Annotated in this window: 23 protein-coding genes; 13 read left to right on the top strand and 10 right to left on the bottom strand. The window is 62.0% G+C overall.

Going from position 1 to position 26,123, the window contains the following annotated elements; translation table 11 throughout:
* Position 1 precedes the first annotated feature (1 nt).
* Entirely contained in the window at positions 2–964 is a 963-nt protein-coding gene (locus LAN61_03470) for an NADPH:quinone reductase (protein MBZ5539563.1), read from the top strand.
* Positions 965–1,066: 102 nt separating this feature from the next.
* On the opposite strand, the gene LAN61_03465 is transcribed toward LAN61_03470, so the two are convergent.
* Entirely contained in the window at positions 1,067–2,377 is a 1,311-nt protein-coding gene (locus tag LAN61_03465; protein ID MBZ5539562.1) for a hypothetical protein, read from the bottom strand.
* 155 nt (positions 2,378–2,532) lie between these two features.
* On the opposite strand from LAN61_03465, the gene LAN61_03460 reads away from it, so the two are divergent.
* From LAN61_03460 to LAN61_03445, 4 genes are all read left to right on the top strand, one after another.
* A complete protein-coding gene (locus LAN61_03460; protein ID MBZ5539561.1) occupies positions 2,533–4,047 on the top strand; it encodes a glycosyltransferase family 2 protein in 1,515 nt (504 codons plus the stop codon).
* A 98-nt stretch (positions 4,048–4,145) separates the two neighbouring features.
* Positions 4,146–4,802 (top strand): hemolysin III family protein, encoded by a 657-nt coding sequence (locus LAN61_03455; GenBank protein MBZ5539560.1) that lies wholly within the window; start codon positions 4,146–4,148, stop codon positions 4,800–4,802.
* Positions 4,803–5,420: 618 nt separating this feature from the next.
* A complete protein-coding gene (locus tag LAN61_03450) occupies positions 5,421–5,768 on the top strand; it encodes a PilZ domain-containing protein (GenBank protein ID MBZ5539559.1) in 348 nt (115 codons plus the stop codon).
* Between the two features lie 167 nt (positions 5,769–5,935).
* Positions 5,936–6,601 carry a response regulator gene (locus tag LAN61_03445; GenBank protein ID MBZ5539558.1) on the top strand — a complete coding sequence of 222 codons (666 nt, stop codon included), beginning with the start codon at positions 5,936–5,938 and terminating at the stop codon, positions 6,599–6,601.
* A gap of 378 nt (positions 6,602–6,979) precedes the next feature.
* Here the strand turns inward: LAN61_03445 and LAN61_03440 are convergent, their stop codons facing one another.
* Complete coding sequence (locus tag LAN61_03440; protein MBZ5539557.1) at positions 6,980–7,915, bottom strand: hypothetical protein; 936 nt, start codon at positions 7,913–7,915, stop codon at positions 6,980–6,982.
* Positions 7,916–8,094: 179 nt separating this feature from the next.
* Here LAN61_03440 and LAN61_03435 point away from each other — a divergent pair, with 179 nt between their 5' ends.
* Both LAN61_03435 and LAN61_03430 read left to right on the top strand, forming a co-directional pair.
* A complete protein-coding gene (locus LAN61_03435) occupies positions 8,095–9,249 on the top strand; it encodes a hypothetical protein (protein MBZ5539556.1) in 1,155 nt (384 codons plus the stop codon).
* Between the two features lie 95 nt (positions 9,250–9,344).
* Entirely contained in the window at positions 9,345–10,079 is a 735-nt protein-coding gene (locus LAN61_03430) for an N-acyl homoserine lactonase family protein (protein ID MBZ5539555.1), read from the top strand.
* Positions 10,080–10,118: 39 nt separating this feature from the next.
* Here LAN61_03430 and LAN61_03425 read toward each other — a convergent pair whose 3' ends face one another.
* Entirely contained in the window at positions 10,119–10,535 is a 417-nt protein-coding gene (locus LAN61_03425; GenBank protein ID MBZ5539554.1) for a cytochrome c, read from the bottom strand.
* 266 nt (positions 10,536–10,801) lie between these two features.
* Here LAN61_03425 and LAN61_03420 point away from each other — a divergent pair, with 266 nt between their 5' ends.
* Together LAN61_03420 and efp are read left to right on the top strand one after the other, a co-directional pair.
* A complete protein-coding gene (locus LAN61_03420) occupies positions 10,802–12,142 on the top strand; it encodes a Xaa-Pro peptidase family protein (GenBank protein MBZ5539553.1) in 1,341 nt (446 codons plus the stop codon).
* A 175-nt stretch (positions 12,143–12,317) separates the two neighbouring features.
* Positions 12,318–12,884 (top strand): elongation factor P, encoded by a 567-nt coding sequence (gene efp / locus LAN61_03415; GenBank protein MBZ5539552.1) that lies wholly within the window; start codon positions 12,318–12,320, stop codon positions 12,882–12,884.
* A gap of 48 nt (positions 12,885–12,932) precedes the next feature.
* On the opposite strand, the gene purB is transcribed toward efp, so the two are convergent.
* Both purB and LAN61_03405 read right to left on the bottom strand, forming a co-directional pair.
* Complete coding sequence (gene purB, locus LAN61_03410; GenBank protein MBZ5539551.1) at positions 12,933–14,258, bottom strand: adenylosuccinate lyase; 1,326 nt, start codon at positions 14,256–14,258, stop codon at positions 12,933–12,935.
* 137 nt (positions 14,259–14,395) lie between these two features.
* The gene (locus LAN61_03405) at positions 14,396–14,845 is read right to left on the bottom strand and encodes a hypothetical protein (GenBank protein ID MBZ5539550.1); all 450 of its coding nucleotides are present in this window, start codon (positions 14,843–14,845) and stop codon (positions 14,396–14,398) included.
* A 415-nt stretch (positions 14,846–15,260) separates the two neighbouring features.
* On the opposite strand from LAN61_03405, the gene LAN61_03400 reads away from it, so the two are divergent.
* From LAN61_03400 to LAN61_03390, 3 genes are read left to right on the top strand one after another with little or no spacing between them, the layout of a single operon-like run.
* Positions 15,261–15,458, top strand: coding sequence for a DUF433 domain-containing protein (locus LAN61_03400; protein ID MBZ5539549.1), 198 nt, complete (start codon positions 15,261–15,263; stop codon positions 15,456–15,458).
* Complete coding sequence (locus LAN61_03395; protein ID MBZ5539548.1) at positions 15,455–17,668, top strand: Z1 domain-containing protein; 2,214 nt, start codon at positions 15,455–15,457, stop codon at positions 17,666–17,668. The genes LAN61_03400 and LAN61_03395 overlap by 4 nt, the downstream gene beginning before the upstream one ends.
* Positions 17,669–17,697: 29 nt before the next feature.
* Positions 17,698–17,937 carry a hypothetical protein gene (locus tag LAN61_03390; GenBank protein MBZ5539547.1) on the top strand — a complete coding sequence of 80 codons (240 nt, stop codon included), beginning with the start codon at positions 17,698–17,700 and terminating at the stop codon, positions 17,935–17,937.
* 694 nt (positions 17,938–18,631) lie between these two features.
* On the opposite strand, the gene LAN61_03385 is transcribed toward LAN61_03390, so the two are convergent.
* The 5 genes from LAN61_03385 to LAN61_03365 all read right to left on the bottom strand — a co-directional run bounded on the left by LAN61_03385 (position 18,632) and on the right by LAN61_03365 (position 23,849).
* Positions 18,632–19,972 (bottom strand): hypothetical protein, encoded by a 1,341-nt coding sequence (locus LAN61_03385; protein MBZ5539546.1) that lies wholly within the window; start codon positions 19,970–19,972, stop codon positions 18,632–18,634.
* A 350-nt stretch (positions 19,973–20,322) separates the two neighbouring features.
* On the bottom strand, positions 20,323–21,216 hold the full coding sequence (locus LAN61_03380) for a 2,3,4,5-tetrahydropyridine-2,6-dicarboxylate N-succinyltransferase (protein ID MBZ5539545.1): 894 nt from the start codon (positions 21,214–21,216) through the stop codon (positions 20,323–20,325).
* Positions 21,197–22,099, bottom strand: a complete 903-nt coding sequence (dapA, locus tag LAN61_03375) for a 4-hydroxy-tetrahydrodipicolinate synthase (GenBank protein ID MBZ5539544.1) — start codon at positions 22,097–22,099, stop codon at positions 21,197–21,199. Before dapA ends, LAN61_03380 begins: the two co-directional genes overlap by 20 nt.
* A 20-nt stretch (positions 22,100–22,119) precedes the next feature.
* Complete coding sequence (locus tag LAN61_03370; GenBank protein MBZ5539543.1) at positions 22,120–22,827, bottom strand: dihydrodipicolinate reductase; 708 nt, start codon at positions 22,825–22,827, stop codon at positions 22,120–22,122.
* Entirely contained in the window at positions 22,824–23,849 is a 1,026-nt protein-coding gene (locus LAN61_03365) for a M20/M25/M40 family metallo-hydrolase (GenBank protein MBZ5539542.1), read from the bottom strand. The genes LAN61_03370 and LAN61_03365 overlap by 4 nt, the downstream gene beginning before the upstream one ends.
* Positions 23,850–24,411: 562 nt before the next feature.
* On the opposite strand from LAN61_03365, the gene LAN61_03360 reads away from it, so the two are divergent.
* Positions 24,412–25,554 carry a PLP-dependent transferase gene (locus tag LAN61_03360; GenBank protein MBZ5539541.1) on the top strand — a complete coding sequence of 381 codons (1,143 nt, stop codon included), beginning with the start codon at positions 24,412–24,414 and terminating at the stop codon, positions 25,552–25,554.
* The last annotated feature ends 569 nt before the right edge of the window (positions 25,555–26,123 follow it).

Below are 26,123 nucleotides of genomic sequence, written 5' to 3'. Positions count from 1 at the left end.
CATGAAAGCCATTCGCGTTCACGAATTCGGCGCGCCGGAAGTGATGAAGCTCGAGGAAATTCCCGCACCCAGGCCCGCAGCCGGCCAGGTCCTCGTCTGCGTGCACGCCACTGGCGTCAACCCCGCCGACACCTACATGCGCAGCGGCAACTACGCCATCAAGCCCCCGCTTCCCTACACTCCCGGCGTAGACGCCGCCGGCATCATCGAAGCCGTCGGCGCGGGGGTCACCCGCGTCAAGCCCGGCGATCGCGTCTACACTTCCGGCTCGCTCACCGGCACCTGCGCCGAATACGCCGTGGCTCTGGAATCCCAGGTGCATCCGCTCCCCGAGCGCATCAGCTTCGCGCAGGGCGCCGGCATCTACATCCCCTATGGCACCGCTTACCGCGCCCTGCGCCAGATCGCCCGCGCCCGCGCCGCGGAAACCGTCCTCGTCCACGGCGCCAGCGGCGGCGTGGGCCTCGCCGCCGTGCAGTTCGCCCGCGCCGCGGGCATGACCGTGCTCGGCACCGCCGGCACCCCGCAAGGCCTCGAACTCATCCAGCGGGAGGGCGCGCACCACGCCTTTGACCACCGCGCCCCCGGCTACACCGACGGCATCCTCAAAGCCACCGCCGGCCGCGGCGTTGACGTCATCCTCGAGATGCTTGCCAACGTCAATCTCGGCGCCGACCTCAAGCTCCTCGCCACCCGCGGCCGTGTCGTCGTCATCGGCAGCCGCGGCGACGTCACCATCACCCCGCGCGACGTCATGGTCCGCGAAGCCTCCATCCACGCCTTCACCCTGTGGGGCATCCCGCCCGCCGACGCCGCCGATGTTCACGCCGCCATCCTCGCCGGCCTCGACAACGCCACCCTCCGCCCCGTCGTCGGCAAGGAGCTGCCCCTCGCGGAAGCTCCCCGGGCCCACACAGAGGTCATGGAGTCCCACGCCTTCGGCAAAATCATCCTGATCCCGTAAGCGGAGTAGTAAGGTCGGACCCGCCGACCACCAAAAGCAAAATGCCGGGCTGAAGCCCGGCATTGCCTCAACTTCCATTCCTCGCTCTGCCAGCGCCGGCCTTCAAGCCGGCGGCTGTCTCTTTCTCTCGTACAAAAACTGCCCCGCCAGCAGCGCATAAAACGGCGCGTACACCAGCCACTGCAAAAACGGATCGAAGTGCCACTTCCCGTTGATCCCGTAATCCACCAGCACGTTGTACGACAGAAACTGCAGCACCGTCAGCAGCAGCCACGCCGAATTCGGATAAAAGCAGAGAAACGGCACCACCCACGTGAAGTACCACGAATACCCGTTCGGCGCGAACAGCAGGATCGTGCCGAACAGCAGAAACGCCGCCCGCTCCGGCTCCGCGCGCCGCGCCGCCAGCCACAGCGCCAGCCCCCACACCACCGCCACCCCTGCCAGCCCCGCCACCCGCGGATCCCCCGCCGCCCAGGCCATCACCGTATACAGGCTCGCGTGATAATTCCGGAACGTCGCCTCATAGGCGATCAGGTTCGCATGCAGCATCGGCAAACCCCGCCAGTACGGCGCCAGCAGCATCCCCGCCGTCGCTCCCGTGAGCAGCACCGCGACCCAGCCCTCTCTTTTCTTCGGCCAGCCCGCCCGCCGGATCCACAGCGGCAGCAGCACCACCGGAAACGCCTTGGCCAGCGCCGCCGCCGTCAGCGGAATCGTTGACAGCGCCGGATGCCGCCTTATAATCAGCAGTGCGGCTACCACCCCGGCTAACGCCAGGGCGTCGCTGTGTCCGCTGCCGGCAAACTCCACAATCACCAGTGGATTCCAGGCGTACACCGCCAGGCGGAAGACGCGATCTTCCGCGCGGCGAAAATGCCACGCCAGCAGCAGCAGAATCAGCAGGTCGGCCAGCAGAAACGGCGTCTTGAACCCCGTCGGCCCCGGCAGCACCTTGTCCGTCAGCCGGAAGATCAGTTGTGCCGCCGGCGGATAGATGGACGGCATATCCGCGGCGGGCATCCAGCGCCAGTGCGCATCGCGCAACGGCGCAAGCCGCGGGTCCAGCCCGGTTACGGCGTACGGATTCCAGCCGTGATTCTGGATGCGGCCGTCCCAGCGGTAATGGTGCAGGTCGTCGGAAAGCGACGGCTCGAGCGGGAACAGCGTCACGCGGAACACCAGCGCCGCGGCGATCAGCAGCAGATAGGCTCCCCGCGCCCGCGCCGACTGCTCCAGCAGGTACAGCGCCACGAGATACACCACGCCGGCGCACAGCGCCAGCGCGATGAACTCGATGACGTGCAGTTTCAGGTCGTTCAGATGATGCATCCGCGCGTACAGCGCTTCGAGCACGGCGCCGCCGCAGATCACGCTGCCGAGCTGGGTTCGGGAAGAAAAACGGCCGCTCATGGCCGGAGATTGTAACCGGAGAGAATCGAACCGTGTGGCGGGCACTTCATTTCGCGGTCTTCCTGGCGCAGCAGAACGCGCTCTCCCATTACTGGCAGAAGATCACCGACCGCACCTTCACCGGCGTCTATCACGCGAATTCCTTCGACCTCGCGATGATGATCCCCTACTTCATCGTCCTCTTCGTCCTGGCGGTCTACGGCCTGCATCGCTACTGGCTCGTCTACGAATATTTCAAGTACGCCAAAAACGTTCCCGCCGCGCCTCCGCCGGTCGAAAACTGGCCCAAGGTTACCATACAGCTTCCCATCTTCAACGAGCGCTACGTCATCGAGCGCCTCGTCGACGCCGTCGCCGCCTTCGACTATCCCCGCGAGCTCCTCGACATCCAGGTCCTCGACGATTCCACCGATGAAACCCGCGACGTCGCCCGCTCCTGCGTCGCGCGCCACGCCGCCCAGGGCCTGCCCATCGTCCACATCCACCGCACCAACCGCGCAGGCTACAAGGCCGGCGCTCTCGAAAACGGCCTGCAGACCGCGCAGGGCCAGTTCGTCGCCATTTTCGACGCCGACTTCATCCCCGGCCCCGATTTCCTCCGCCGCACCATTCCCTACTTCCTCAACCCCGAGGGCGGCCAGCGCATCGGCATGGTCCAGACCCGCTGGACTTATCTCAACAGCGACTACTCCCTGCTCACCCACGTCGAAACCATCCTTCTCGACGGCCATTTCGTCGTCGAACACGGCGCGCGCTCCCGCCGCGGCACCTTCTTCAACTTCAACGGCACCGCCGGCGTCTGGCGCCGCCGCGCCATCGACGATGCCGGCGGCTGGCAGCACGACACCCTCACCGAGGACACCGATCTCTCCTACCGCGCGCAGCTCAAGGGCTGGCAATTTCTCTATCTCCCGGAGATCGAGTGCGCCTCCGAGCTTCCCGTGGACATGAACGGCTTCAAAACCCAGCAGGCCCGCTGGGCCAAGGGCCTCATGCAGACCGCCAAGAAAATTCTCCCCCAGGTCTTCAAGTCCGCCGCGCCCTGGCACGTCAAGGCCGAAGCCTTTTTCCACCTTACCGCCAACATCAGCTACCCCTTCATGGTCCTGCTCTCCACCATGCTCCTTCCGGCGATGATCGTGCGCTTCTACCAGGGCTGGTTCCAGATGCTGGTTATCGACCTCCCGCTCTTCCTCGCCTCCACCTGCTCCATTTCCAGCTTCTATCTTGTCGCCCAGAAAGAGCTTCACCCCAAAACCTGGCCGCGCACCTTCCTCTACCTGCCTTTCGTCATGGCCACCGGCATCGGCATCTCCATACGCAACGCCCAGGCCGTCATCGAAGCTCTCCTCGGCAAGAAAAGCGAATTCGCGCGCACTCCCAAGTTCAACATTGCCGGCAAGTCCGGCTCCTTCGTCAAGAAATCCTACCGCAACAAAGCCGGCTGGATGCCCTACGCCGAAATCGCCCTCGGCCTCTACTTCGCCCTCACCATCGTCTACGCCGTCACCAACGAAAACTACGCCACTGTCCCTTTCCTCCTCCTCTTCGTCTGGGGCTACCTCTACACCGGCTTCATGTCTCTCGCCCAAACCTACTTCGCCCACCTCCGCTTCGGCGTCAACGCCCCCGAAATGCGCCCCGCCGCCTCCGGCGCCCCCGGCTTCTGATTCCCTCGCGCCTGTCGTTCTACGCACGCCTCCAGACCGCTGAATAGCGGTTGCGCTGCGCTCTCCAAGAGCGAACAATGTCTATGGGGACAAAATCCATGCCGCGCGCCCGCACACATCGCCTTTCCGCCGAAGAGCTCGCCAACGCCATCACCCACGGCATCGGCCTGGCGCTGAGTCTCGCCGGCTTCGTCGTCCTCCTGATCCTGGCGGCGATGCGCGGCGGCCCCCGGCACATCGTCAGCTGCGCCATCTACGGTGCCACCCTCGTCTGCCTTTACGCGGCCTCGACCCTCTACCACGGCATCCCCTCGCCGCGCCTGAAACGTGCCCTCCGGATCTTCGATCATTGCGCCATCTACCTGCTCATCGCCGGAACCTACACCCCTTTCTTGCTCGTCAATTTGCGTGGCGGCTGGGGCTGGTCGCTGCTGGGGATCGTGTGGGGACTCGCCATGGCCGGAATAATCTTCAAATTCCGCTTCGTGGACCATCTCCCATTCCTGTCCACCGCGGTCTATCTTCTGATGGGCTGGCTCGCCGTGATTGCCCTGAAGCCTCTCCTCGCCGCGGTCCCACCCAGCGGCCTGCTGTGGCTGCTCGCCGGCGGCCTGCTGTACACCCTCGGCGTCGTTTTCTACGCCTGGAAGCGGCTCCCCTACAACCACGTCATCTGGCACCTCTTCGTCCTCGCCGCCAGCGCCTGCCACTACGTCGCCGTCCTTTGCTCCGTCATCCTCCCCGCAAAAGCCTAAAAGCTCTCTCATAAATACTCGGACGACTAACCAAAAACCGTCATTCCGAGCGCAGCGATCGAAGATTCCGACCCGGTCGGAAGGAATCTCTCTTTAGTTTTTGTATTTATGAGATGCGTCCTAGCCCGCCACCGCACCGCACACCGGCGCGTGTCCACGGCTTTGCGGGCACTGGTCATGGAATTTAGTGATTTTTTTCATCTGCGTTGGGCGCTCACCGCGCTGGGGCTCTTCTTTCTCTCCCGCCTCTTCTCCGGAATGCACATCCACATTTAAGGGCGGGCATCAGCAAAAAATCTTCCCTGCAGGCAGGGGCGCAGCCTTGGTGACTTGGTTATGTATAAGCCTCGCCGACGGCGGTGCGCGGCGAAGAATCGCAGGGAGCGATGCAAGCCATCCGCACCGCATCCGTTCATGTTGGACACAGGCAGCGTCGATTAATCGAATTCACGCGTGCTTATTCCGAATTTGCGGACCTGCGTGGAGGCACTCCCTCAGGGATAGCGGCAAATTATGAAAATGTGCTTTGACGCCCCGAAGGAAAATTGTATACTGCACGCCTCCCTTTCTTTATCTCAGCCTGCGCCATTTTCCCTCCCGGGCGCGCGGAGGCCCCTCATGATAGTGCCTGTGTCTGACCGTCGTGTAGTGCGCCGCTACAATGTTAAAGCCTCACTGCGTGTGCGCATTTGGAAGTCCGTCATCCCGGAACAGCGAGCGGAATCGGAGAACCTCTCCGAGCGGGGAATTTTCTTCGCCACGGATTCACCGTTGCGTATTGGCGCCGCAGTCGACGTCCTTTTGAAAATGCCGGAGGAGATCACTGGCAAACCGACGACTGAATGGCTTTGCTCGGGTCACGTGGTACGACTCGTGCCGATCAATTCGCCGCGCGGTAAATTGGGTGTGGGCGTGCAATTTGATTGTTTTGAAATTGCGCGGGTGAAAGAACTTCGATCGGCTTGAGGCTGCTCGACCGAGAGCGTAGATCGAAGATGTCCTTCGTGAGCCTGGCGGACTTCCGCTCGGACTGAGTTGCGAATTCTGCGTGGGAGGCCGTCCGCGTTTCCCGCATCGAACGGACTGATAAATGGCCGAAGGTGAAGGGTGACATGCAAAGACGAGGTCTGATCGTGGATGATGAGACGGCGATTTGCGAAATGCTGGGGAAGGTTTTGGCTTCCGCCGGTATTGAGGCCCTGACTCTGACACGCAGTACCGAAGCTTCCGGTCTTCTCGACGAAGGAAAGTTCGATATGGTCTTCCTGGACTTACATATGGCCGCTCCCGATGGAATCGAGCTTGCCCGGCAAATGCGCCGTTCGGGATGGAACCGGACAACGCCGATCATCCTCATCAGTGACGATCAGCGTCCGAGCGCACTCTCGATAGGATTTGAGGCTGGCGCAAGCTTTTTTCTGTACAAGCCGATCGACAAAGACCGTTTGTTAAAGCTTGTTCGGGCGATACAGGGAACGATAGAAAATGAGAGAAGGCGGACCAGGCGCGTGGCGCTTCAGTGCAAGGTGGGACTCAAGTGTGGGACCGAAGAGTGGGACGGCGAAACGATTGATGTCAGCCTCAGCGGCATATTGGTCGAAGCTCCCCGGACCGTTCCGACTGGTTCCTCCGTGCACGTCCGCTTGTGTCTGTCCCACCGGATGAAGCCAGTCGTGGGCGCAGGGTCGGTCGTCCGCGTTATCGGCGGAAATCGAATGGGGATTCACCTGGATAGGCTGCCTCTCGTGGAGAGTGAGAGATTACAGGAATTTCTCTTGCCCATGATCCCCGGTGAATAGTCCAGAGGCCGGGCTCGTACCTGCGCAGAACTGGAACCCAATGCAAACCTCGAAAGCAGGATTGCTGTATATGGGCCAGCGCCTTATTCCTCCAAGAATCTGACTCCGATGATTACCAACGGGTGCAAACGATTCTTGGGGAGGTGTCGAGAACATCGTGCTGAGGAATTGGCGAATGGCCCACTCTTCCAGATTCTTCCTTTCTTCCTGGTGGCGCACGCAAAAGGGACGCCGCTTCTGCAAATTATCGGGAAGTAGTGCGATGGGGTGCCCCCATTCATGCGCAGCAGGAGTGGGGTTTTTCTCTTCGCTGTCCTCCCCATCCCCGAAATGCGTCCCGTCAATGGAAGCGCTGGCGGATGGGCTGTTGTTCCGGACTTACAGGGCTGCTGTGCACAGCCATCTGTGCGGCTTCTCCGCTTCGGTTCGATAGTAATACGCAAAATCTCCGAACCCCGTGCGTCCTCCGCAAGTGTACTTCGCTGTGCCAAACAACAAGTGCCCGATGCGGTGTGGCCAGTGACCCGAGGTGTCCACGATGTTGAGCGGTTGCACCTCCAGCGCCAGCCTTTCACCCGCCTTGCTCACCACCTCCACTTGGACCCCGGCTGGGACGCGCCCGCTCTCCGGCCAGTCAACGGCGAAATCCGCCGACTGCAGAAGATCGCGATTTCCGTTGCGCAGGATGTATCCGCAGAGTTGCTCGCGTCCATCCGTAAACCCCTGGGGATAGACATTCACCGTAAACGATTCGTCAAACAGCGGCCACAGCATGATGTACTGTTTCCACTTGGAACGTCCGCCCCAGCCCCACATCCGGTCGCGGTAGCCCAGGCTGTCAATTGCCATCGTCGCATTCTGCAATCGGACCTCGCCGGTGAACCTTCCGACCTGGTCAAAGTGGTTGCTGGATGCTCCCGCCTTCTCGGATTCCATCCACAATTTCGATTCCGCCCAGGAGTAGGGGGCGTGCACGGCGTCGAACTGGAGGTCCAACTGTATCTCTGGACCCACGTAGTAGACCTGCCACCGTTTCATCGGCTCCACGTTCTTCATGAGCACCGGGCCGAAGCTCAAGCGGTCTTCCTGAATATCCGCGGGGATGTGGTAATCCATTTTCATGTGATGATGCAGAACCCGATTCCCCTGGAACACCGCGGCGATTACGTCGGCGCGCTCCTGGTTGGGAAAAACGCCGAGGTAACATACGAACTGCAGATCATGCCGGCGGTCGTAGAAACCCCAGTACCAGGCTTCACGCCACCAGGGTTCCGCCCCGGTCGGGTGGATCAGATCATCCTGCGGTTGCAACATGGGTTCTCCAGAGGGCGCTGGCGAGTGTTCCGCCGGGCGGCACGGACTCCTCCCGCCGGGAACGGAGGCGCACAAGCCGGACCGAAGATGCTATCCTCAGCGAGCAAACAAGCGTTTGGTTGCAGACCGGCAAAGACTATCACAGGGCCTCAGAGCAGACCAGTTGCTTGGATGGGGAAATGGCCGCAAGAGTGGAGAGCGTCAATCGCGAGATTGCAGTCTTCGAAACGTATTTCCGCCGGTTTTTCCGGGGCGAGGACCGCTCCCATCTCCAGTCGCCCCTCTTCAATGTTCCCGGACGGTTGGTTGCGGGCTGCTGGGCCGATTACGAGTGCATGGGCGCGGTCTTCGAGCAGCTTCTGGCAACTATTCCAGCAGAGCAAATCGGCCGCCGGATGAAGGAAACAGCCGCGCGGCCGGGAATCTTTCACATCACCTGCCTCCTGGTGAGTTATCTGATCGCGCGGCAGCAGGAGATTCTCTTACGGCAGGTCGAAGGGTTGCCCTACAGTGACGAGAAGCGCCTGGAGGAGATGGATCTGCTCTTCGGAGCCGGCCGGACGATTTTGAGCGTGGCGCGCAACGATGGCCTGCATTTTCCGGGCGAAGCCCGGGATTCCATGCCCCTTCTCGATGCTGCCGCGCAGCAGGCGCTGGTGCGCCAATTGTGCGAACCCTCGCCGCAGGATCTCTCCTGGAGGCGCCGCGCCTGGGCGGCTCTCACCGCGTATAACTTCTTGTTCCATGGGGAAATGCGGGACGGCATTTTCAATCACGGGCCTTACGATCTTGGAGGCGGCCGCTGTCTGCTGGTCAAGGAGCTGACGGAGCTGCACAACGCCTATTTCCCATGGTCCGCCAGGATTCGCGGGCTTCCTGCGGGATTCGTGCGCGCCATGATCCTGCAGGACGTCGAATGCCGTTTCGATGTGCTCGGCGGTGTGGCCACGCAGCCGCAGGTATTCGACGATCGCATCGTTCTCGATGGGCTATTCGAAATATCTGCGGGCCGGCTGATCCCCGCCGATGAGTCTGCCGCAAAGAAGATCCTGGATGTTGTGTCGGAAAACAGCGGTGTCCTCTTTGAAGAATTCTGTGGCTGGGAGGAATCCCGGAAACTTCGCTACGGCACGCTCCTGCACGCGAATTTTCTGCGCGGTTTCTGGGAAATGATCCCCGGGAATGGCGCCCCGGAACTCGCTCGCCGCACCATTGCCGGTTACGAGCGCTCTGCGGAAGCGCACTTTTCCGAGCTGGCTGCCCGCCGCATTCCGCTGGTGATGGAGCACATCGCCAAGACCGCTGGACCGATTTTTTCGCCGCTGCATCTCTGAACAATCCGGCGCAGGAGGCTCCTCGTACGATGCATAAAGCTCAATCGCAGGTTACGATCTCGCGCTTGTGGGTTTTGCCCGGCGGCGATTTCACCGTGGATTACTCCTTCCTGGTGGAAGGGGGCGCCTCGCGAAATTATACGGTGCCTTGCCCCGCATTTCTCATCGAGCATCCTGCCGCGCTCGTTCTCTTCGATACGGGCCTCAGTCCCCGTGCGATCGATGACCCGGTCGGTTACTACGGGGAGGAGATCGCTCGAGCCATGAAACTCCGCTTCTCCCGGGAACAGCGGATTGACGCGCGGCTGGCGGTGCTCGGATACCGTTCCACCGATGTCCGCCATGTGATCATGTCCCATCTGCACATTGATCATGCGGGTGGAATGTGCCTGTTTCCCCACGCCACATTCCACGCGTTCGCCGATGAGCTGGCCGAAGCCCGGGCGGCGCGCCATGCGCCTCATGCCGTCTACCAGCGGGAGGATCTGGCTGCCGTCGAAAACTCCGCCTGGAAGCTCTACGACAGCGACGTGGATATCTTCGGAGACGGGAGCCTGCGGTTTTTCAAATTGCCTGGGCACAGCGCGGGCGAGGGGAGCCTCCTCGTCAGGCTCGCTTCTCGCAATCTCATGCTGACCGCCGATACCGTGCATGTGCGCGAAGCTCTCGAGCGTGAAAAGCCCACCCTTTTTGACTCCGATCCGGTTGCCGCGGTCCGCAGTGTGCAGCGGCTCAAGCAGTTGATCGCGGAGAACCGTGCGGATTCCTGGATCGCGCATGATGCGGAGGATTGGCAGCGCCATTGCACCTTCCCGAATCCGCTCGCCTGACTCAATTCCGCACTGCACCGCCGCGCGCGCCGCGTCCCCTCACTTGCCTTTTTTCGGAGTTTTCGCGAACGTTCGTAGGTACGTAACCAAATCCGCGATCTGTTTCTGACTCAAGCCGCGCTCCGCAAACGCGTGTGGATATTGCTTGTGGCCCACGCCATAAGCAATCGTCTTGAAGAGCTCTTCATCCGAAAGTTTCTGCACCGCGTCCGAGCGCAGGTCAGCCGGTTTGATCTTCATGCCGGCGTGGCCCGTCCCGTCCCCGTTCACTCCATGACACTTCACGCATTGGGCCTTGTAAGTTGTCTCCGCATCTTCCGCAGCGCGGGCCGGCAATAGAAACACCAGCAGCAATCCGCAAACGGCAAACAGTTCCCGCATGTTGACCTCCGCCCTTTCCTGCATTTCTTCTGCACAACCCTTGTTTAAGTAGCTTTGTTTTCCGCTCTCACACACTCTTGTTTTTTTCTCGAAAAATCAAGTCGTTTCGTTTCAAGCATAACCGCACTCTTTGTGAAAAGCACCAGGGTGGGGGTGCCCCCGGCCTTCCAATTTCGGGGCGCCGCCCACTTCGGATACAATCCTCCTGCCGCGCCACACGCGCGGCAAACCCACTTGCCCTGTGGGCCCAACATATCAATCGGTGGTGCCGAGGTGCATGCATGAGTGGTCGCTCGTGGCGCGTCAGCTTCTCTGGTCTTTGCCTTCCCCGGGCGGTTCTTTTGCCTCTGCTCTGCCTGGCCTTCGCTGCTCCCCCGGCCCTCGCCCAGCAGCGCCGCGAGCGCGAGCCCAACGCCGTCTACGCCGCGCGACGCGCCCGTCTCGCCGCACAGATTGACAGCCCCATCGTCCTCTGGGGCTTCACCGGCCGCGAAGAATCCTCGCAAAGCTACGTCTTCGCCCAGGAAGATAATTTCTATTACCTCACCGGCCACAACGAAGAGGGCGCCGCCCTGCTCCTCCTGCCGAAAGAGACCACCCCTGTTTGGGATGGCCCGCGCGAAATCCTCTTTCTCCCCCCGCGCGACCCGGCCAAGGAAAAATGGAACGGCGTGCGCCTTAGCCCCGAGGATTCCGGCATCAGCGAAAAAACCGGCTTCGCCGCCGTGCGCCCCTTTCCCGAGCTGCGCGCTACCGTCGAAAAACTCGCCACACTCTACCCCGCTTTCGCCACCATCCTCCCCTACCAGAGAGAGCTTGGCGGCTACCCCCACGAAAAAGACGTGGTCAGCTGGCTCCAGCAGGCGGCCCCGCAAGCCAAGCTGAAGGACGTCCGCGAGGCCATCACCGCACTGCGCGAGTTCAAGTCCCCCGGCGAGATCGCCTTCCTGCAGCGCGCCATCCATCTCTCCGTGGATGCGCACCTCGAAGCCATGCGCATGATGCGTCCCGGCCTCTACGAATATCAGGTCGCGGCGAAGATGGCTGAAGTCCATGCCATGGGCGGCGCAGAAGCCGAAGGTTACGCCCCCATCGTCGGCGCAGGTTTCAACTCCACCGTGCTGCACTACGACAAGCTTGCCCGCAAAATCGAGGACGGCGACATCGTCGTTCTCGACGTGGCCGCGCAGTTCTCCGGCTACTCCGCGGACATCACCCGCACTCTCCCCGCCAATGGAAAATTCACTCCGCGCCAGCGCGAAATCTACGAGATCGTCCTCGGCGCGCAGAACGCCGCCCTCGCCGCCCTCCGGCCCGGCATGGACTTCTGCCGCACCGGCAAAAAAAGCGTCTACAAAATCGCCTACGACTACATCAACTCCCACGGCAAGGACCTGCACGGCGAGCGCCTCGGAAAATACTTCATTCACGGCCTCGGCCACCACATCGGCCTGGACGTTCACGATCCCGGCGACGCCTGCCGCCCCCTCGAGCCCGGCATGATCGTCACCATCGAGCCCGGCATCTATATCCCCGAGGAAAACCTCGGCGTGCGCATCGAGGACGATGCCCTCATCACCGGCAACGGCTACCAGCTTCTCAGCGAGCGCCTCCCCCGCTCCCCCGGCGAAATCGAAAACATCATGGCCGAAGCCGCCAAGCAGCGCAAAGGCGGCAATTGACTCGGCTGAATATGGTCTTTATAATTGATATGGGGCTGCAGTTCGCCCCAGTGTCCCTCGAGTCATTCCGCGCGCAACCGCCGGTTATCCCGCGGGCCGTCGGCCGGAATTTCCGATACATCGCAGTGAGTAACAGGGAGATGTCGATCCGACTCGGTCGGGATCGCAAAAAACAATGGGCAATACCGTTAAAGCGACGCAACTCCGCCCCGGCATGGTCATCCAGCACGAGGGCCAGCTTTTCACCGTCTTCAGCACCGAGCACCGCACTCCGGGCAACAAGCGCGGCTCCATGCAGACCAGGATGAAGAACCTGCGCACCGGCTCGATCATCGACTACCGCTTCCGCGCGGAAGAGTTCGTGGACCGCGCCATCCTCGACGAGATCGAATTCGAGTATCTCTATCAGGAAGGCGATGACTTCCACTTCATGAACACGGAAACCTACGAGCAGATGCAGATGACCCGCGACGAGCTCGGCGAGTCCGTGTACTACCTGATTCCCAACACCGTGGTGAAGATCGAATTCTTCGAGGCCAAGGCCATCGGAGTGGATCTTCCGGACACCATGGACCTCAAGGTCGTGGACACCGAGCCCACCTTGCAGAAGGCCACCGCCAGCGCGGTGATGAAGCAGGCCAAGCTCGAAACCGGCCTGGTCATCAACGTGCCGCCCTTCGTCAACAACGGCGACACCGTGAAGGTGGACACTTCCGAAGCGCGCTACGTCCAGCGCGTCTGATTTTCTCTTCTTCCGGCGGCGCGGGCTTCCGTCCGCGCCCGCTTCCCCTCAGCGGCTCGTCGCTTTCGCCGTCTCTTCCGATAACACCCGCGCGAAAATCGCATCCACAAACCGCAACTGCCGCTGCAGGTCGAAGGTATTCGCCAGCGCCTTGGCGTCCAGGTACTTCGCGATGCGCGCATCCTTCTCCACGCGCTCGCGGAAACTGCTTTCGGTTTCCCAGGCGGCCATGGCGTTTTCCTGCACGGTCTTGTAGGCCTCGTCGCGGGGCATGCCCTTCTCCACCAAATCCTGCAGCAGTTGCCCGGAATAAACCAGGCCGTGCGTGGATTCGAGGTTGCGGCGCATGCGTTCCGGAAAGACGTGCATCTTGCCGATGATCTCGGTCATCTTCGCGAGCATGTAATCCACGAGAATGGCGGAATCGGGCAGGATGATGCGCTCGACGGAGCTGTGGGAAATGTCGCGCTCGTGCCACAGCGCCACATTTTCGTAGGCCGCGAGCATGTTCGCGCGCACCACGCGCGCGAGGCCGCAAATCTGCTCGCAGCCGACGGGATTGCGTTTGTGGGGCATGGCCGAACTGCCGCGCTGCTCGCCGCCGAAGGGTTCCTCGGCTTCGCGGACTTCGGTGCGCTGCAGGTGGCGGATTTCGAGGGCGATTTTTTCGAGGGTAGCGGCGATGAGCGCGAGGGCGCTGAGGTACTGCGCGTGGCGGTCGCGCTGGATCACCTGCGAGGCGACCGGGGCGGCCTCGAGGCCGAGGCGCCGGCAGATGCGCTCTTCGATTTCCGGGCCGAGGTGCGCGGCGTTGCCGACCGCGCCGGAGATTTTCCCGACGGCCATCTGCGCCGCGGCGTCGCGGAAGCGGCCGATGTTGCGCTGATTTTCCGCGAACCAGTTGGCGACTTTCAGGCCGAAGGTGATGGGCTCAGCGTGCACGCCGTGGGTGCGCCCAATCTGCGGGGTGTGGCGGAATTCCTGCGCGCGCAATGAAAGAATTTCGCCGAAGAGGACGAGGGCGCGCTCGATGAGATGCGAAGTGTCGCGCAACTGCAGGGCCTGGGCGGTGTCCACAACGTCGTTGGAGGTCATGCCGTAATGCAGCCAGCGCGCGGCGGCGGGATCGCCGATGGATTCGCCGACGACCATGGTGAAGGCGATGACGTCGTGCTTCACGCGGCGCTCGACTTCGAGAATGCGCGCGACGTCCACCTTGGCGCGGGCGCGCAGAGCGGCCGCGGCTTCGCGTGGCACCTGGCCGGCTTCGGCGAGCGTTTCCGCCGCGGCCAGCTCGACCTCGAGCCACTTCGCAAACTTGTTCGCGTCGCTCCAGACGCGGCCCATCTCTTCGCGCGTGTACCGTGGAATCAATCCTAGCTCCTGACGGCCGGCTTTCGAGTATTGCCGCAGCCCCGGAATTCCCGGAAAAGCTGCGCCTGGGGGGCAAGTCCCTGTCCCATCATAAACCGGAAGCGGGCTGGGCGCGAGGCGGAGATAGGCGGAAGGAGTCATGAGGGCTGGTTGGACTCCAAGCGCTCCGGGCGGGGAAGATCCAATATGACCTTGGTGCCGGGTGGGTCTTCGGGCGATTGTGCTTCGAGTTCCTTCTCGATGGCCGGGAGGGTGCGGAGGAGCTGGTTGGTGATGTAAGCCAGGACGGCGGCGCGGCGCGCGGAGATGCGGTTGTGCGCGAGATGGACGAGGAGCGCGGAGAGGAAGTCATTGATTTGAGAGGGGGATTTGAAGGCGGCAGGGTCCGTGGGAAGAACGGAGCTGAGGCCGGCATCGAGCCCGGCAGGCGCGGCGGAACGCGGCTGGGCGAGGCGCGAGGCGTGGCGGAGACAGTGCGGGGAGCGGGCGTCCGAGACGGGGAAACGGCAGCGGCGGCCGGAGGGCGAGTGGTATTGGCAGCGGGGCAAGTTCTGTTGCGAGTGGTGGTTAGCGGATTTGTGGGTCATAAGGCTCCTCGATGAAGCGGGGGGCGGGGGTGCCCACCCCGGGTGTTTTTGCAAAGAGTGCGGAAGACGATGAAGGCAAAAGGGTTGGAGCGCGCTCCTGTTCTTGGAAGAGCGGAAGAGTGCGCAAGAGATTGAGAAGAAAGGGAGATGAAGTGGCGAGAGACGAGTGGCGAGTGAAGAATTACATGCCAAGCAGGCGTGGCGGCGGGGCTGGGGGCGGGGAGCACGCGCCATGTTAGCATGGGATAGTTAGAGTGTCAATAGATTACTCTATGGTACTACTTTCGAATGGTCTGCGGTAGTACGTTCGAATGGATGATGAAGGAAACTCATCCAGTGAATCATTCAAATTCCAAACAAATGAAGAAATAGAATGATAATCTGAAGCCAAGATGAGCTCCGACGAGAGGGACGAATGACAGCATTCGACCGCATCACCCAGGAGGCTGGGGTTTTGGGTGGAAAGGCCTGTCTTCGCGGCATGCGCGTCAGGGTGGGCATGATTGTCGGACAAATCGGCGCGGGCCGCCGTCTCTCTTTGCACACCAGTGTGGACGATGAGCTTTACAGAGAGAGTACGCCCAGCTTGGCTTGGGGAGTAATACGAATATGAGTAACGGGACGATGTATCAACAGATTGCTCTGAATCGTAATGATGCACCTGAACTAAGGGAGTGCGTTGAACGAACCGTCCAGCAACTGCTGCGAGAAGAAACTTCCGCACAGCGCCCCGGAATCCTTTTAGGCAAAATCCAGAGTGGCAAGACTCGCGCGTTTTTGGGAGTTATCGCCTCGGCTTTCGACAAGGATTATGACGTTGCGGTGATTCTGACAAAAGGGACGGTTTCACTTGCTAAGCAAACTCTCAATCGTGTGCAGAAGGATTTCGCTCCCTTCCTAGCAGATGACGTGGATTCTGTCCATGTATTCGACATCATGGCACTTCCCCAGCTCACTCCCTACGAGCTTGGTCATAAACTGATCTTTGTGGTGAAAAAGGAAGACGACAACCTACGCCGACTCCTCAAGGCATTCGCAGATTTTCCTGCGCTTCGGGAGAAGAAGGTACTTATTATCGACGACGAGGCCGATTTCGCCTCACTCACATTTCGCAGAAAAGAAGGCATCGTCACTGTTGGTGTCATCGCCGGCCAGATTGACAATCTTCGGAAGGTAGTGCGGTCTTCGAGCTTCCTTCAAGTAACGGCTACGCCATATTCGCTCTATCTGCAGCCTGAGGAAGCTGCGGTCCGAAACGGCAATCCACTCTTCTTGCCCAAGAGACCCGCGTTCACTGAGATTCTTCCTACGCACCCCGATTACGTTGGCGGTGACTACTATTTTGAGAAGAGCAGCGACCCGGACTCCACAGCATTCTATTTCTACGAGGACGTGTCGGTGCCGGAGCGGGACGCGCTGAAGCTGGAAGATCGCCGACGCCTAAAGATTGAGGATATCCTGAACGAAAAGAACGTGACCATTCTGCGATTGGCAATCGTCAATTTTGTCATGGGAGCTGCAATTCGCCGGATTCAACAACAAGAGAGCGGCCAGCCGACCAGGAAGTATAGCTTCCTTTTTCATACTGAACAGGCACGGAAATCGCACGATTGGCAGGAGGAGGTTGTTACTGCCATTCGGGACCAACTCGTTGAGGCGGCGCAGAAGAACAATCCCCGCTTAGATTTAATCCTCAGAGAATCCTACGACGACTTGAAACGGTCTATGACATTAGGCGGGGACACTATGCCCGATTTCGCGACGTGCGCGGCTGCTGTCCGCCGGGCCCTCACTGACGGCTTTCTGATGATTACCAAGGTGAACTCAGACAAGGATGTCGCAGAACTACTCGACGACAAAGGGCAACTGAAACTCCGCACCCCAATGAACATTTACATCGGTGGTCAAATTCTCGACCGAGGAATCACCATCGCGAACCTGATCGGATTCTATTACGGCCGCAATCCTCAAAAGTTCCAACAGGACACTGTTCTTCAACATTCGCGCATGTACGGAGCGCGTCCTAAGGAAGATCTCTCTGTCACCAGGTTTTACGCTCCTCGGCATATCTATCAGGTCATGCAGAGGATTCACGAATTTGACTCAGCCCTGCGTGATGCCTTCTTGAGTGGCGCGCATGATCGCGGCGTGTATTTTATTCGCCGGGATATTACGGACCGCTTGATGCCTTGCTCACCGAACAAACTAATGTTTTCCAAGCTGACATCGGTGCGCCCAGGTCGCCGCTTGCTCCCCATTGGCTTCCAAACTGTAGCCATGTCTGTGGGAAAGAAAAAGCTTGATCAGCTAGATCAAAGAATTGGAACTCTGGTTGGCAGTCTGGACGGCAACGGACTCATTCCCCTGGACACTGCAGTGAAGCTCTTGGAATTGGCGTACGAAAACTTGGCATTTGATGAGGAGCACGAAGATGATCGGCGTGCTCACATCGCCGCGCTTGAACACCTATCGAAACAGGCGAAGGATCTCGCATACAAGGACCAGGTATTCCTGATCGCGGCTTCGGATCGCGACGTTGCGAGAATGCGTGCAGAGGGACGTTTCTCGAACGCGCCAGATACGAAGCAGCAGGCTGATTTTGCATATGACAAGGCCAAGAGTGTCCCGGTGCTCATGATGATGCGACAAAACGGAACCGAAGCGAAGGGGTGGCGCGGACTGCCTTTCTGGTGGCCAGTCATCGTAGTGCCTCGTGACGCCGTCACGTCTGTCTTCGCTGCCGAAACGCCGGCGGCGGACGCGGCAATTCCTCTCGCAGGAAGGAGTGGCAGTCCCTCAAGTTCTTCTGCTCCAGCAACCTAACTGTGATAGCTACAAGGAGAGACTTTCATATGGCACGACATTCAGTTGAATTCCGGACGCCGGCACTAGACGTACCCAAGGTCGATGTAGTTTTTCGTGTCAAAGAGAATGGTCAAGCTTTCGGTCGCCTGCGCATTTCTAAGGGCGGCGTAGAATGGATGCAGAAGAGCGATAGCAAGAAAGCGTTTCACATGAGTTGGGAAAGACTGGATGGCAAATTTGTGAAACATGGAATCAAAGGCAAGACTCGCTCGAAAAGAAAGCGATAAAACATTTGCAGGAAGCATGACATTCAGATCAGTCTTCTTTTGACACCTATTAGTGGCCTAGACTCGCCGCCGCGCTCACCGGCCATTCCGATGACTTCCGAACCGCCGCCGGCATCCATCATTCCCTCAGCGAACTCTACCTGCTCCTCGCCCAGAACCGCATCTCGCCGCGGCGCGCCGCCGTGTTCACCTGCGGATTGATTGCGGGGCTCCCGACCAAGTCGGGATAAATTCCGCCCCGCTTCTATAAGTTCAGCTCCCGGCCATCGAGCAGGAGCGCGACGCGGAATCCTCCCCGCACTCCGCCGACCCCGTCATTGTGCTGGATGTTGCCCGGCCATTGCGCGCGCCCCTACAAAGAATTCGGAGAGGGCTGGGGTTGTGCCCGGAGCGGAGAGTTGCTCACCCGGCAAGCGAAGAGAGATTCCTCACATCGCTTCGCTCCGTTCGGAATGACGGGGCGGGTTTGGGATTGTTCAGGAAGAGGGCCCCGACAAGGTCGGGGCGAGCTATCCTGGGCGGGGCGAAAAGGGCGGGGCTCCCGACCAAGTCGGGACAAGTTCCGCCCCGCGCCTACAGGCTGGGGGGCGGGCACGGCGTGCCGTGCCCCTACAAGGAATTCGGAGAAGGCTGGGCGAGCTGCCCGGGCGGGGCAAGCCCCGCCCCTACAGGGAATATTGGGGGAAAGGCGTCGCTAAGGCTGGGGCGGCTCAACGGGGACGAGCTGGGGGACGACTTCGAGGGCGCCGCGCTCGATCCAGCCGGCGCGGATGCGGACTTTCACGAAGCCGGCGGGCGCGCCCGGCGGCGCGGGCAGTTTTTCGAGCGGGGCGCGATAGACCAATGTGCCTTCCAGGGGATCGCCGCCGGGCTTGGCCAGCGGGCGGATCGGTGCGGGGCCCTCGGAGGTGTTGAGGAGCTTCCAAGGCTCGGCGTCGAAGTTGCGCGCGGCGGCATCCGCGAGATCGTCGGCGGCGAGCCAGGCGTCGTAGGAGTCCCTGGTGGCGATTTCAAAGAAGGCGGCGTTGGCCCAGAGAACTTCGTAGCCGCCGGGCTTGGCGCTGGCGCCGGATTTTTCGCCGGGCTTGTTGGTGAGCAGCACGGGTTCCGCCAGAGTGACCGTGGGCACGATGCGCCAGCAGTTCCAGGCGCCGTCCGCGGCGCTGGTGCAAATGCCCTTGCCGGTGGCGACCCACGTTCCGCGGAGAGCCGTGACGACGGCGCCCTGGAGCGGGGTGCCCGCGGGGGCGATCTTTTCGATCTGGCGCGTCGAGGGATGAAAGCGCACCAGCCCCGCGCAGGGGCGCACCACGCCTTCATTCTGGCGGCGCGTGCCGAGCAGGAGCGCATCGGGCGCGGCGACGACGAGATGGGTGACCGCGCAGGCGGCCAGTTCCGGAGGCTGGAAGACGGCGGCTTCCCCGGTTTTCACGTCGAAGCGCACCAGCGTGCCGATGCCCAGCTCGCTTTCGCCCGTGGAATGGCCCACGCCCACCCAGAGCGAATCGCCGGCGGCTTCGACGGCATAGAGGATGGGGTCGCCGACTTCCAGATCCTGGCTGAGCTTGGCGGCGGTGAGGCCCTTGATCTGGCGCTGCAAAACGGGCAGCCAGGCGGCGACCAACTGCTCGCGGGTCCAGAGAACTGCCGTGGCCAGAGGCTCGGCGGCGCCCGTGCGGCGGAATTCGAGGGTGGCGCGCTCGTCGTCGGAGGCGCCCGTGAGGGTGTAGTCCTCGCCGCCCAAGGTGAGCGAAACTTTTTTGCGGCGCACCTCGGCTGGCCCGGCAGCATCTGCGCTGCGCGCAACGCTCCATCCGGAAGCGGGCGTGAATTTGTAGGTAAAAGCCCGGGCTTGAAAAACGGTTTCCGCTGCGCCGGTTTCGATGGAAGAGGGGGCGAGGAAGAGGAGGTTGCGGGAGATTTCGGCGGCGTCGGCGGGACGCTCCTGCGAAAGAGCGGGAGGCAAGGAGATCAGGAAGTAAAGAAGCAAGGAGAGAGAGAAAAGGCGAATGTAGAAGTGTGCGGAAGAGCGCATAGGAGGATGCTAACAGAATTGGCGGAGAGAAGGCTGGGGCTTGCGCAAAGGGGAAAGGCGGGGGTCGGAGATGCGCAATTTAGAAACCGACGCAAATGTATGGGAGACGCCATCCGTTGAGATCCTTTCCGGCCGGTCCGGAATCTGCGATCGTCCCGGTAAAAGACACCGGGACTCAGGATGACAAGCGCTTGCTTTTTCGCCTTCCGCTAGTGTTTTGTCTCACAAATTTGCTGCATATGTTTGGGTCGTCCTCAGGGGTTAAAACCCCTGAGGTTCCCGCAACTTAATGTCGGAGCTGAAGCTCCGACCCCCTCAGGAGAAATGAAAGATATTCCCGAGACCCAGCACTAGCGGAGGAGGTCCTCGAGCTGGACGCGGGCGTCGGTTTTGGCGTCGCGGTATTTGACGATGACGGCGGCCTGCAGGGAGAGGCCCCAGTGCTTGCCGGCGGGATGGGAAACGGCGCGGGAGCCCGGGACGACGATGGCCTCTTCGGGAATGATGAGCGGCTCGGTGCCGGTGGCGGTGTAGACGGCGTCGCGGACGAGGTCGTAGACGGGAATGGAGCGGTTGAGGATGGTGCCGGTGCCCAGGACGGCGCGGCGTTTCACGACCGTGCCTTCATAGACGCCGGAATTGCCGCCGAGCAGAACGTCGTCTTCGAGGATGACCGGGAGCGCGCCAACCGGTTCGAGAACGCCGCCGATCTGCGCGCCGGCGGAAACGTGGCAGTTGCGGCCAACCTGGGCGCAGCTCCCGACGAGCGCGTGGGAATCGATCATGGTGCCTTCGCCGACGTAGGCGCCGACGTTGACGAACATGGGGGGCATGCAGACGACGCCGCGGCCGATGTAGCTGCCGTCGCGGATGCTGGAGCCGCCGGGGACGACGCGCACGCCGTCAGAGAGCGTGAGGGGGCGCACGGGATAGGTGGACTTATCGAAAAAGGGCTGAAGAGCGGGGGTTGTTGTCAGTGCGACCGCAGAGCGGTCGACGGACATGTCCACGACCGTGCCCATGCGGAAGCCCAGGAGAATGCCCTTCTTGACCCAGGCGTTGGCGCGCCAGCCGGACTTGGAAGCGGGATCAGGCTCGGCGGCGCGGACTGCGCCGCGGTTGAGCGCGTCCTTGAACGCGGCGAAGAGGCGGAAATGTTCTTCGGTGTACTGCGCGGGAGGCGCGTCGAAGAGCCGCTCAACTTCACGCGCGACCGCGAAGCGGTCAACTGGCGATGGCAACATGCGTCCTCTCCACGAGACCCAGGGATTCGAGGACGCCGCGAATGCGCGCCTGGCTTTCCGCGCGCGGGGGAACGAGCGGCAGACGCCAGACGGGTTCGAGCAGGCCCATCATGGCCATCGCCGCCTTCACCGGAATGGGGTTGGACTCGGCGAAGTTCACTTCCATCAGGGGAAGATAGCGGCGATAGAACTGGCGCGCGGCGGAAAGATCGTTCTGCAGGCAGAGCCGCGTCAGGCAGGCCATCTCCGCGGGGATTTCGTTGGAGACGACGGAGATGACGCCGCGTCCGCCGAGGGCGATGAGCGGGAGGGTGAGGGCGTCGTCGCCGGAGAGAACGAGAAAGCGCTCCGGCACGGCATTGAGGATGGCGGCCATCTGCGAAATATTTCCGGAGGCCTCCTTGATGCCGACGATGTTGTCGATGGCGGCCAGGCGCTGGACCGTGGCCGGCTCGATGTTCACGCCGGTGCGGCCCTGCACGCTGTAAAGGATGATGGGCAGGGGCACCGCGGCGGCGATGGCGCGATAGTGCTGGTAGAGGCCTTCCTGCGTGGGCTTGTTGTAGTAAGGGGTGACGGAGAGAAGGCCGTCCACGCCGAGGGCGGCGAGTTCGCGGGCCATGGCGATGACCTCGGCGGTGTTGTAGCCGCCGGCGCCGGCGAGCACGGGGAGCTGGCCCTTGGCCAGCTCGACGGTGATCGCCACGACGCGCAGGTGCTCCTCGCGGGTGAGCGTGGGACTCTCCCCGGTCGTGCCGCAGGGCACGAGGAAATCCACGCCCGCTTCCATCTGCCGGCGGATGAGCCGCCGCAGGGTTGCCTCATCGAGCGAAGCGTCGCGCCGAAAGGGGGTGACCATGGCCGTACCGCATCCTGTAAACATCGCCTGTTCCTCCTGGAGAATTACCCGGCGTCCAATTCGCCGAGAATTTCGCGAAATTCGAAAAGACCTTTTTTGCCGAGCACCCAGCGCGCGGCGCGCAAGGCGCCGCGGGCAAAGCCTTCGCGGCTGCGCGCGGTGTGGCGCAGGGTGACGGTGTCCGCCGGAGAATCGAAGCCGATCTCGTGCGTTCCGGGATGCGCGCCGGCGCGGCTGGCGCTGAGGTTCACCGGGCGGGCGTAGCCGCTGCGGAGCATCTCCTCGGCCAGTTTGCGCAGGGTGCCCGAGGGCGCGTCTTTTTTCGCGGCGTGGTGAATCTCCCAGCCCCAGGCTTCGTATTCCGGGTGTTGCGCGAAAAGCGCGGCGGCCTGCGCGACGACCTGGAGAAAGAGATTCACGCCGACGGAAAAGTTCGCGCTCCAGACCAGGCCGGCGCCGCCTGCGGCCACCGCAGCGCGGACGGCGGGAAGCTGTTCGAACCAGCCGGTGGTGCCCGCGACGGCGGGGAGGCCGAGCGCGGCCAGGCGGCGGAGATTTTCGGCTGCGGCATCGGGAGCGGAAAACTCGAGGGCCACGTCCACGCCGCGGAGAGTTTCGCGGGTCAGCCCCGCGCCGCGCGGATTGCTGGTGCTGTCGAATTTCGCGCGCACGGCGAAGCCATATTCCGGCGCAAGCTGTTCGATCAGCCGCCCCATCTTCCCGTAGCCGACGATGGCGATGCCGTGGGTCATCGGGCGATTCCCTGCCCGGTGGCGAGAAGCTGCTTGACCATGCGCGCGTAGATTTCCACGGCTTCCGATAATTCCTTCTTGGAAATGCGTTCCTCGGCGGTGTGCGCCACATGAATGTTGCCCGGGCCAATCAGGAAGGGCGTTCCCCAGGCGCCGGCGAAGGTGGGGATATCGGTGGTGAAGGCGACCACCGTGGTGGGCAGGCCCTCAAGAGCGGCGAGGCGCAGCGCGGGCGTGTAGAGGACTTCGCGGGCTTCGGCGCGGTTGGCGGCGGCCGCAGAGACGGCTGTGCGGAGTTCCGCGGGATCGCCGACGAGGCGGAACATGATTTCCGCCTGGGCGTGGTCGGCGACGACGTTGGGGGCGCGGCCGCCGGAGATGGTGCCGATATTCAGGGTGCTGCGGCCGAGCAGCGGATCTTCGGGCAGGGGAATTTGCCGGATGTCGTGCAGAACATCGAGAAGCGCGTGGATGGCGGAATGGCCGAGCTCGGGATAGGCCGAGTGCGCGAGTTTTCCCTGGGCGGTGATTTCGTAGCGCAGCGCGCCCTGGGAGCCGAGCGCCAGACGGTTTTCGGTGGGCTCGCCGTTGATGAGGAAGCGCGAGCCGCGGGGATTCGCGGCGGCAGCTTGGGCACCGGCGCTGTTGCGCTCCTCGCCGACGACGAAGAGCAGGCCGAAATTGCGGGTGCCGCCGGCCAGGAGTTTTTCCGCGGCGGCGATCATGGCCGCGACGATGCCTTTGGCGTCGCAGGCGCCGCGGCCCCAGAGGAAGCCGTCATCCTCGCGGGAAGCGAAGAAGGGCGGCACGGTATCCATGTGCGTGGAGAGGGTGACCACGGGCTGGCCCCAGCAAGCGAAGACGTTGTTGCGCTGCGGCCCGGCTTCCATCTGCTCGAGATGCCCGCCAAAGGAGTTGACGAGGGGCGAGAGATGCCGCAGCAGGAAGTCGCCGACCTGCTGCTCGTGATTGGTGACCGAGTCGATGTCCACGAGGGCACGCGTCAATTCAAAAAGATTCATTTGCACCGGGCATTTCAGGGGGAAACGAAACGAGAAGGAGAAACCGCGAGGTAAGGCTCGGGGCCGCTGCCACTCGATAGCGCTCCACCCGTTTTCACGGATGACAGTGGACAGGCCTTAGACCTGAGCCCCCAACCGCTGCGGTTTCAGCGAACGCAGCGACTTCGGCGGAAAACTGCTGTGCCCCTTTGGCCAGGAGCTCCGATGCTGCTCGGAACTGCGCGCCCGGCTACTGATGGCTTCCGCGCCTCTACCAAGAACTTAGAAAGTGTAGGGGAGGGCGCCAGGAGTGTCAATGAAAGTTTGGGATAGGAGATAGGGCCGTTCAAAACGGCCAATTTTGCACTAGTGTGGTGCAATTTGCGGCGGGGATGCCCGCAAAGCTCATGGCGTGTGTCGGCGGCGCGAGGCCAACGCGGTGATTTCACTTGTCCGATAAATGCTGCGTTTATCGGGACCTAGATGGTTAGATCCGAGTGGCCGACGATACACACGTGGGCCAACGGTCCAGGGCATCAATGGTCGTGTTTCCTAGGAAGGGGCCATTTGCTAAAATCGAGCAATGACATCGAGGGATAAGACAGGGCACAACGCGGGTGATCCAGGTTCGGTCGAATCGTGGCTGGTCTCGGCAGGACGGGACCGGCGCCCCGGCTCGCCGCTAAATGTACCGCCATGCCCGGCGTCGAACTTCGTGCTGGGCGAGCGCCGTGCGTACTCTCGCGACGACGGCACGCCGAGTTGGGAGGCACTGGAAGAGATCGTCGGCGGCCTCGAAGGTGGCTCTTCGGTCTCCTTCGCCTCCGGCATGGCGGGGATCGCGGCGATTTTCGATCAACTCCACACAGGCTCGGTCGTGGCCTTGTCGGACGACTGCTACCAGGGTGTCGCGGGACTCGCCAAAGCTGGCCAAAGCCGCGGCCGGTGGACCGTGCATCGCGTCGCCGTGGCCGACACCGCAGGCTGGATCAAGATGTGCGGCGTGGCCGACTTGATTTGGCTGGAGTCGCCTTCAAACCCTCTGCTGACAGTGGCTGACCTGGACGCCATCTGCGCCGCACCGCGGAAGCGTGGCGCGATCCTGGGCGTGGACAACACATTCGCTACGCCGCTCAATCAGCGTCCACTGGCGCTCGGGGCCGACGTGGCTGTGCAATCGGTGACGAAGTTCATCGGTGGACACTCGGACCTACTCGGCGGTGTCGTCACCGTGCGCGACGCGAACCTGCTGGCCGCGCTGCGGCAGGCCCGGGAGCTGGCGGGTGCAACACCCGGCACCCTCGAAACGTTTCTCGCGGTCCGCGGGGCTAGGACGCTGGCGCTGCGGCTGGAGCGTGCGCAGCGCAACGCGATGACACTGGCCGAGCGCCTCGCGCGTCATCCAAACATCACTCTGACGCGCTACCCCGGCCTGGCGAGCCACCCAACTCACGAGGCCGCGCGACGCCAACTCAAGGGCTTCGGCACGATTATCTCGTTCGACGTGCGTGGCGGCGCCCCCGCCGCTGACGCCGTATGCGCCGGGCTGCAGCTCATCCAACACGCAACCAGCCTGGGCGCGGTCGAGTCCACCATCGAACGGCGGGCCAGCATTCCTGGGCAGGAGCACCTGCCTCCGGCGCTGCTGCGGCTGAGCGTGGGTATCGAGGCCGTCGAGGACCTTTGGACCGATCTGGATCGAGCGCTGCGCAACATGGCCGTATGACGGGCTACTCGGAAACAATCTGTCAGCGAACTGCCGTAAGTCCTGATAAGTCGTTTACCAGGACCTGACCCCGATTCTGCCAAGTTGCCCCGCGTAAATGCGGAGACAAATTCAGGCTATAATGCGACGCATGGCACGATGCCTACTTGCGGCTTCCCTGTGTGCAGTAATTGCTGTCGCTTCCTGCTCGCAGCGCACGAGTATGCAGAGGGTCGCCGACAGAGGAACATCCACGCTCAAGAATCGCATCCCTCCTGCGGACTCGAATAAGTACCGCTCCGTTGTGGATGCGCGTGATTGGCTGAATCCCTATCTGATGGTGCAAGCCAACGGGATTGATGCCCGACCAAGCAGCGCCGCTACGGACACGCCAACGATGTCACCTGCGGACGTGGTCGCGTACTTGGAAAAATTACCGTCCATCGCATGGCCCTATGGCCTCGTCGTAGCAGTGCAAGAGAACGGAGTACGTGCCCCCGGCGACAATGCCTCAATCAAGCGAAATAGAGAAGAATTGGTACGCCTTTTGGAAGAAGCTGGGGTCAAGGTGGAATTGTGGCCTCCAGCTT

It is taken from the genome of Terriglobia bacterium (assembly GCA_020072785.1).
In the GTDB taxonomy this organism is placed as follows: Bacteria; Acidobacteriota; Terriglobia; order Acidiferrales; family UBA7541; genus Acidiferrum.
The sequence above is the reverse complement of the archived record's forward strand: the minus strand, read 5'-3'. Positions and strand labels throughout refer to the sequence as shown.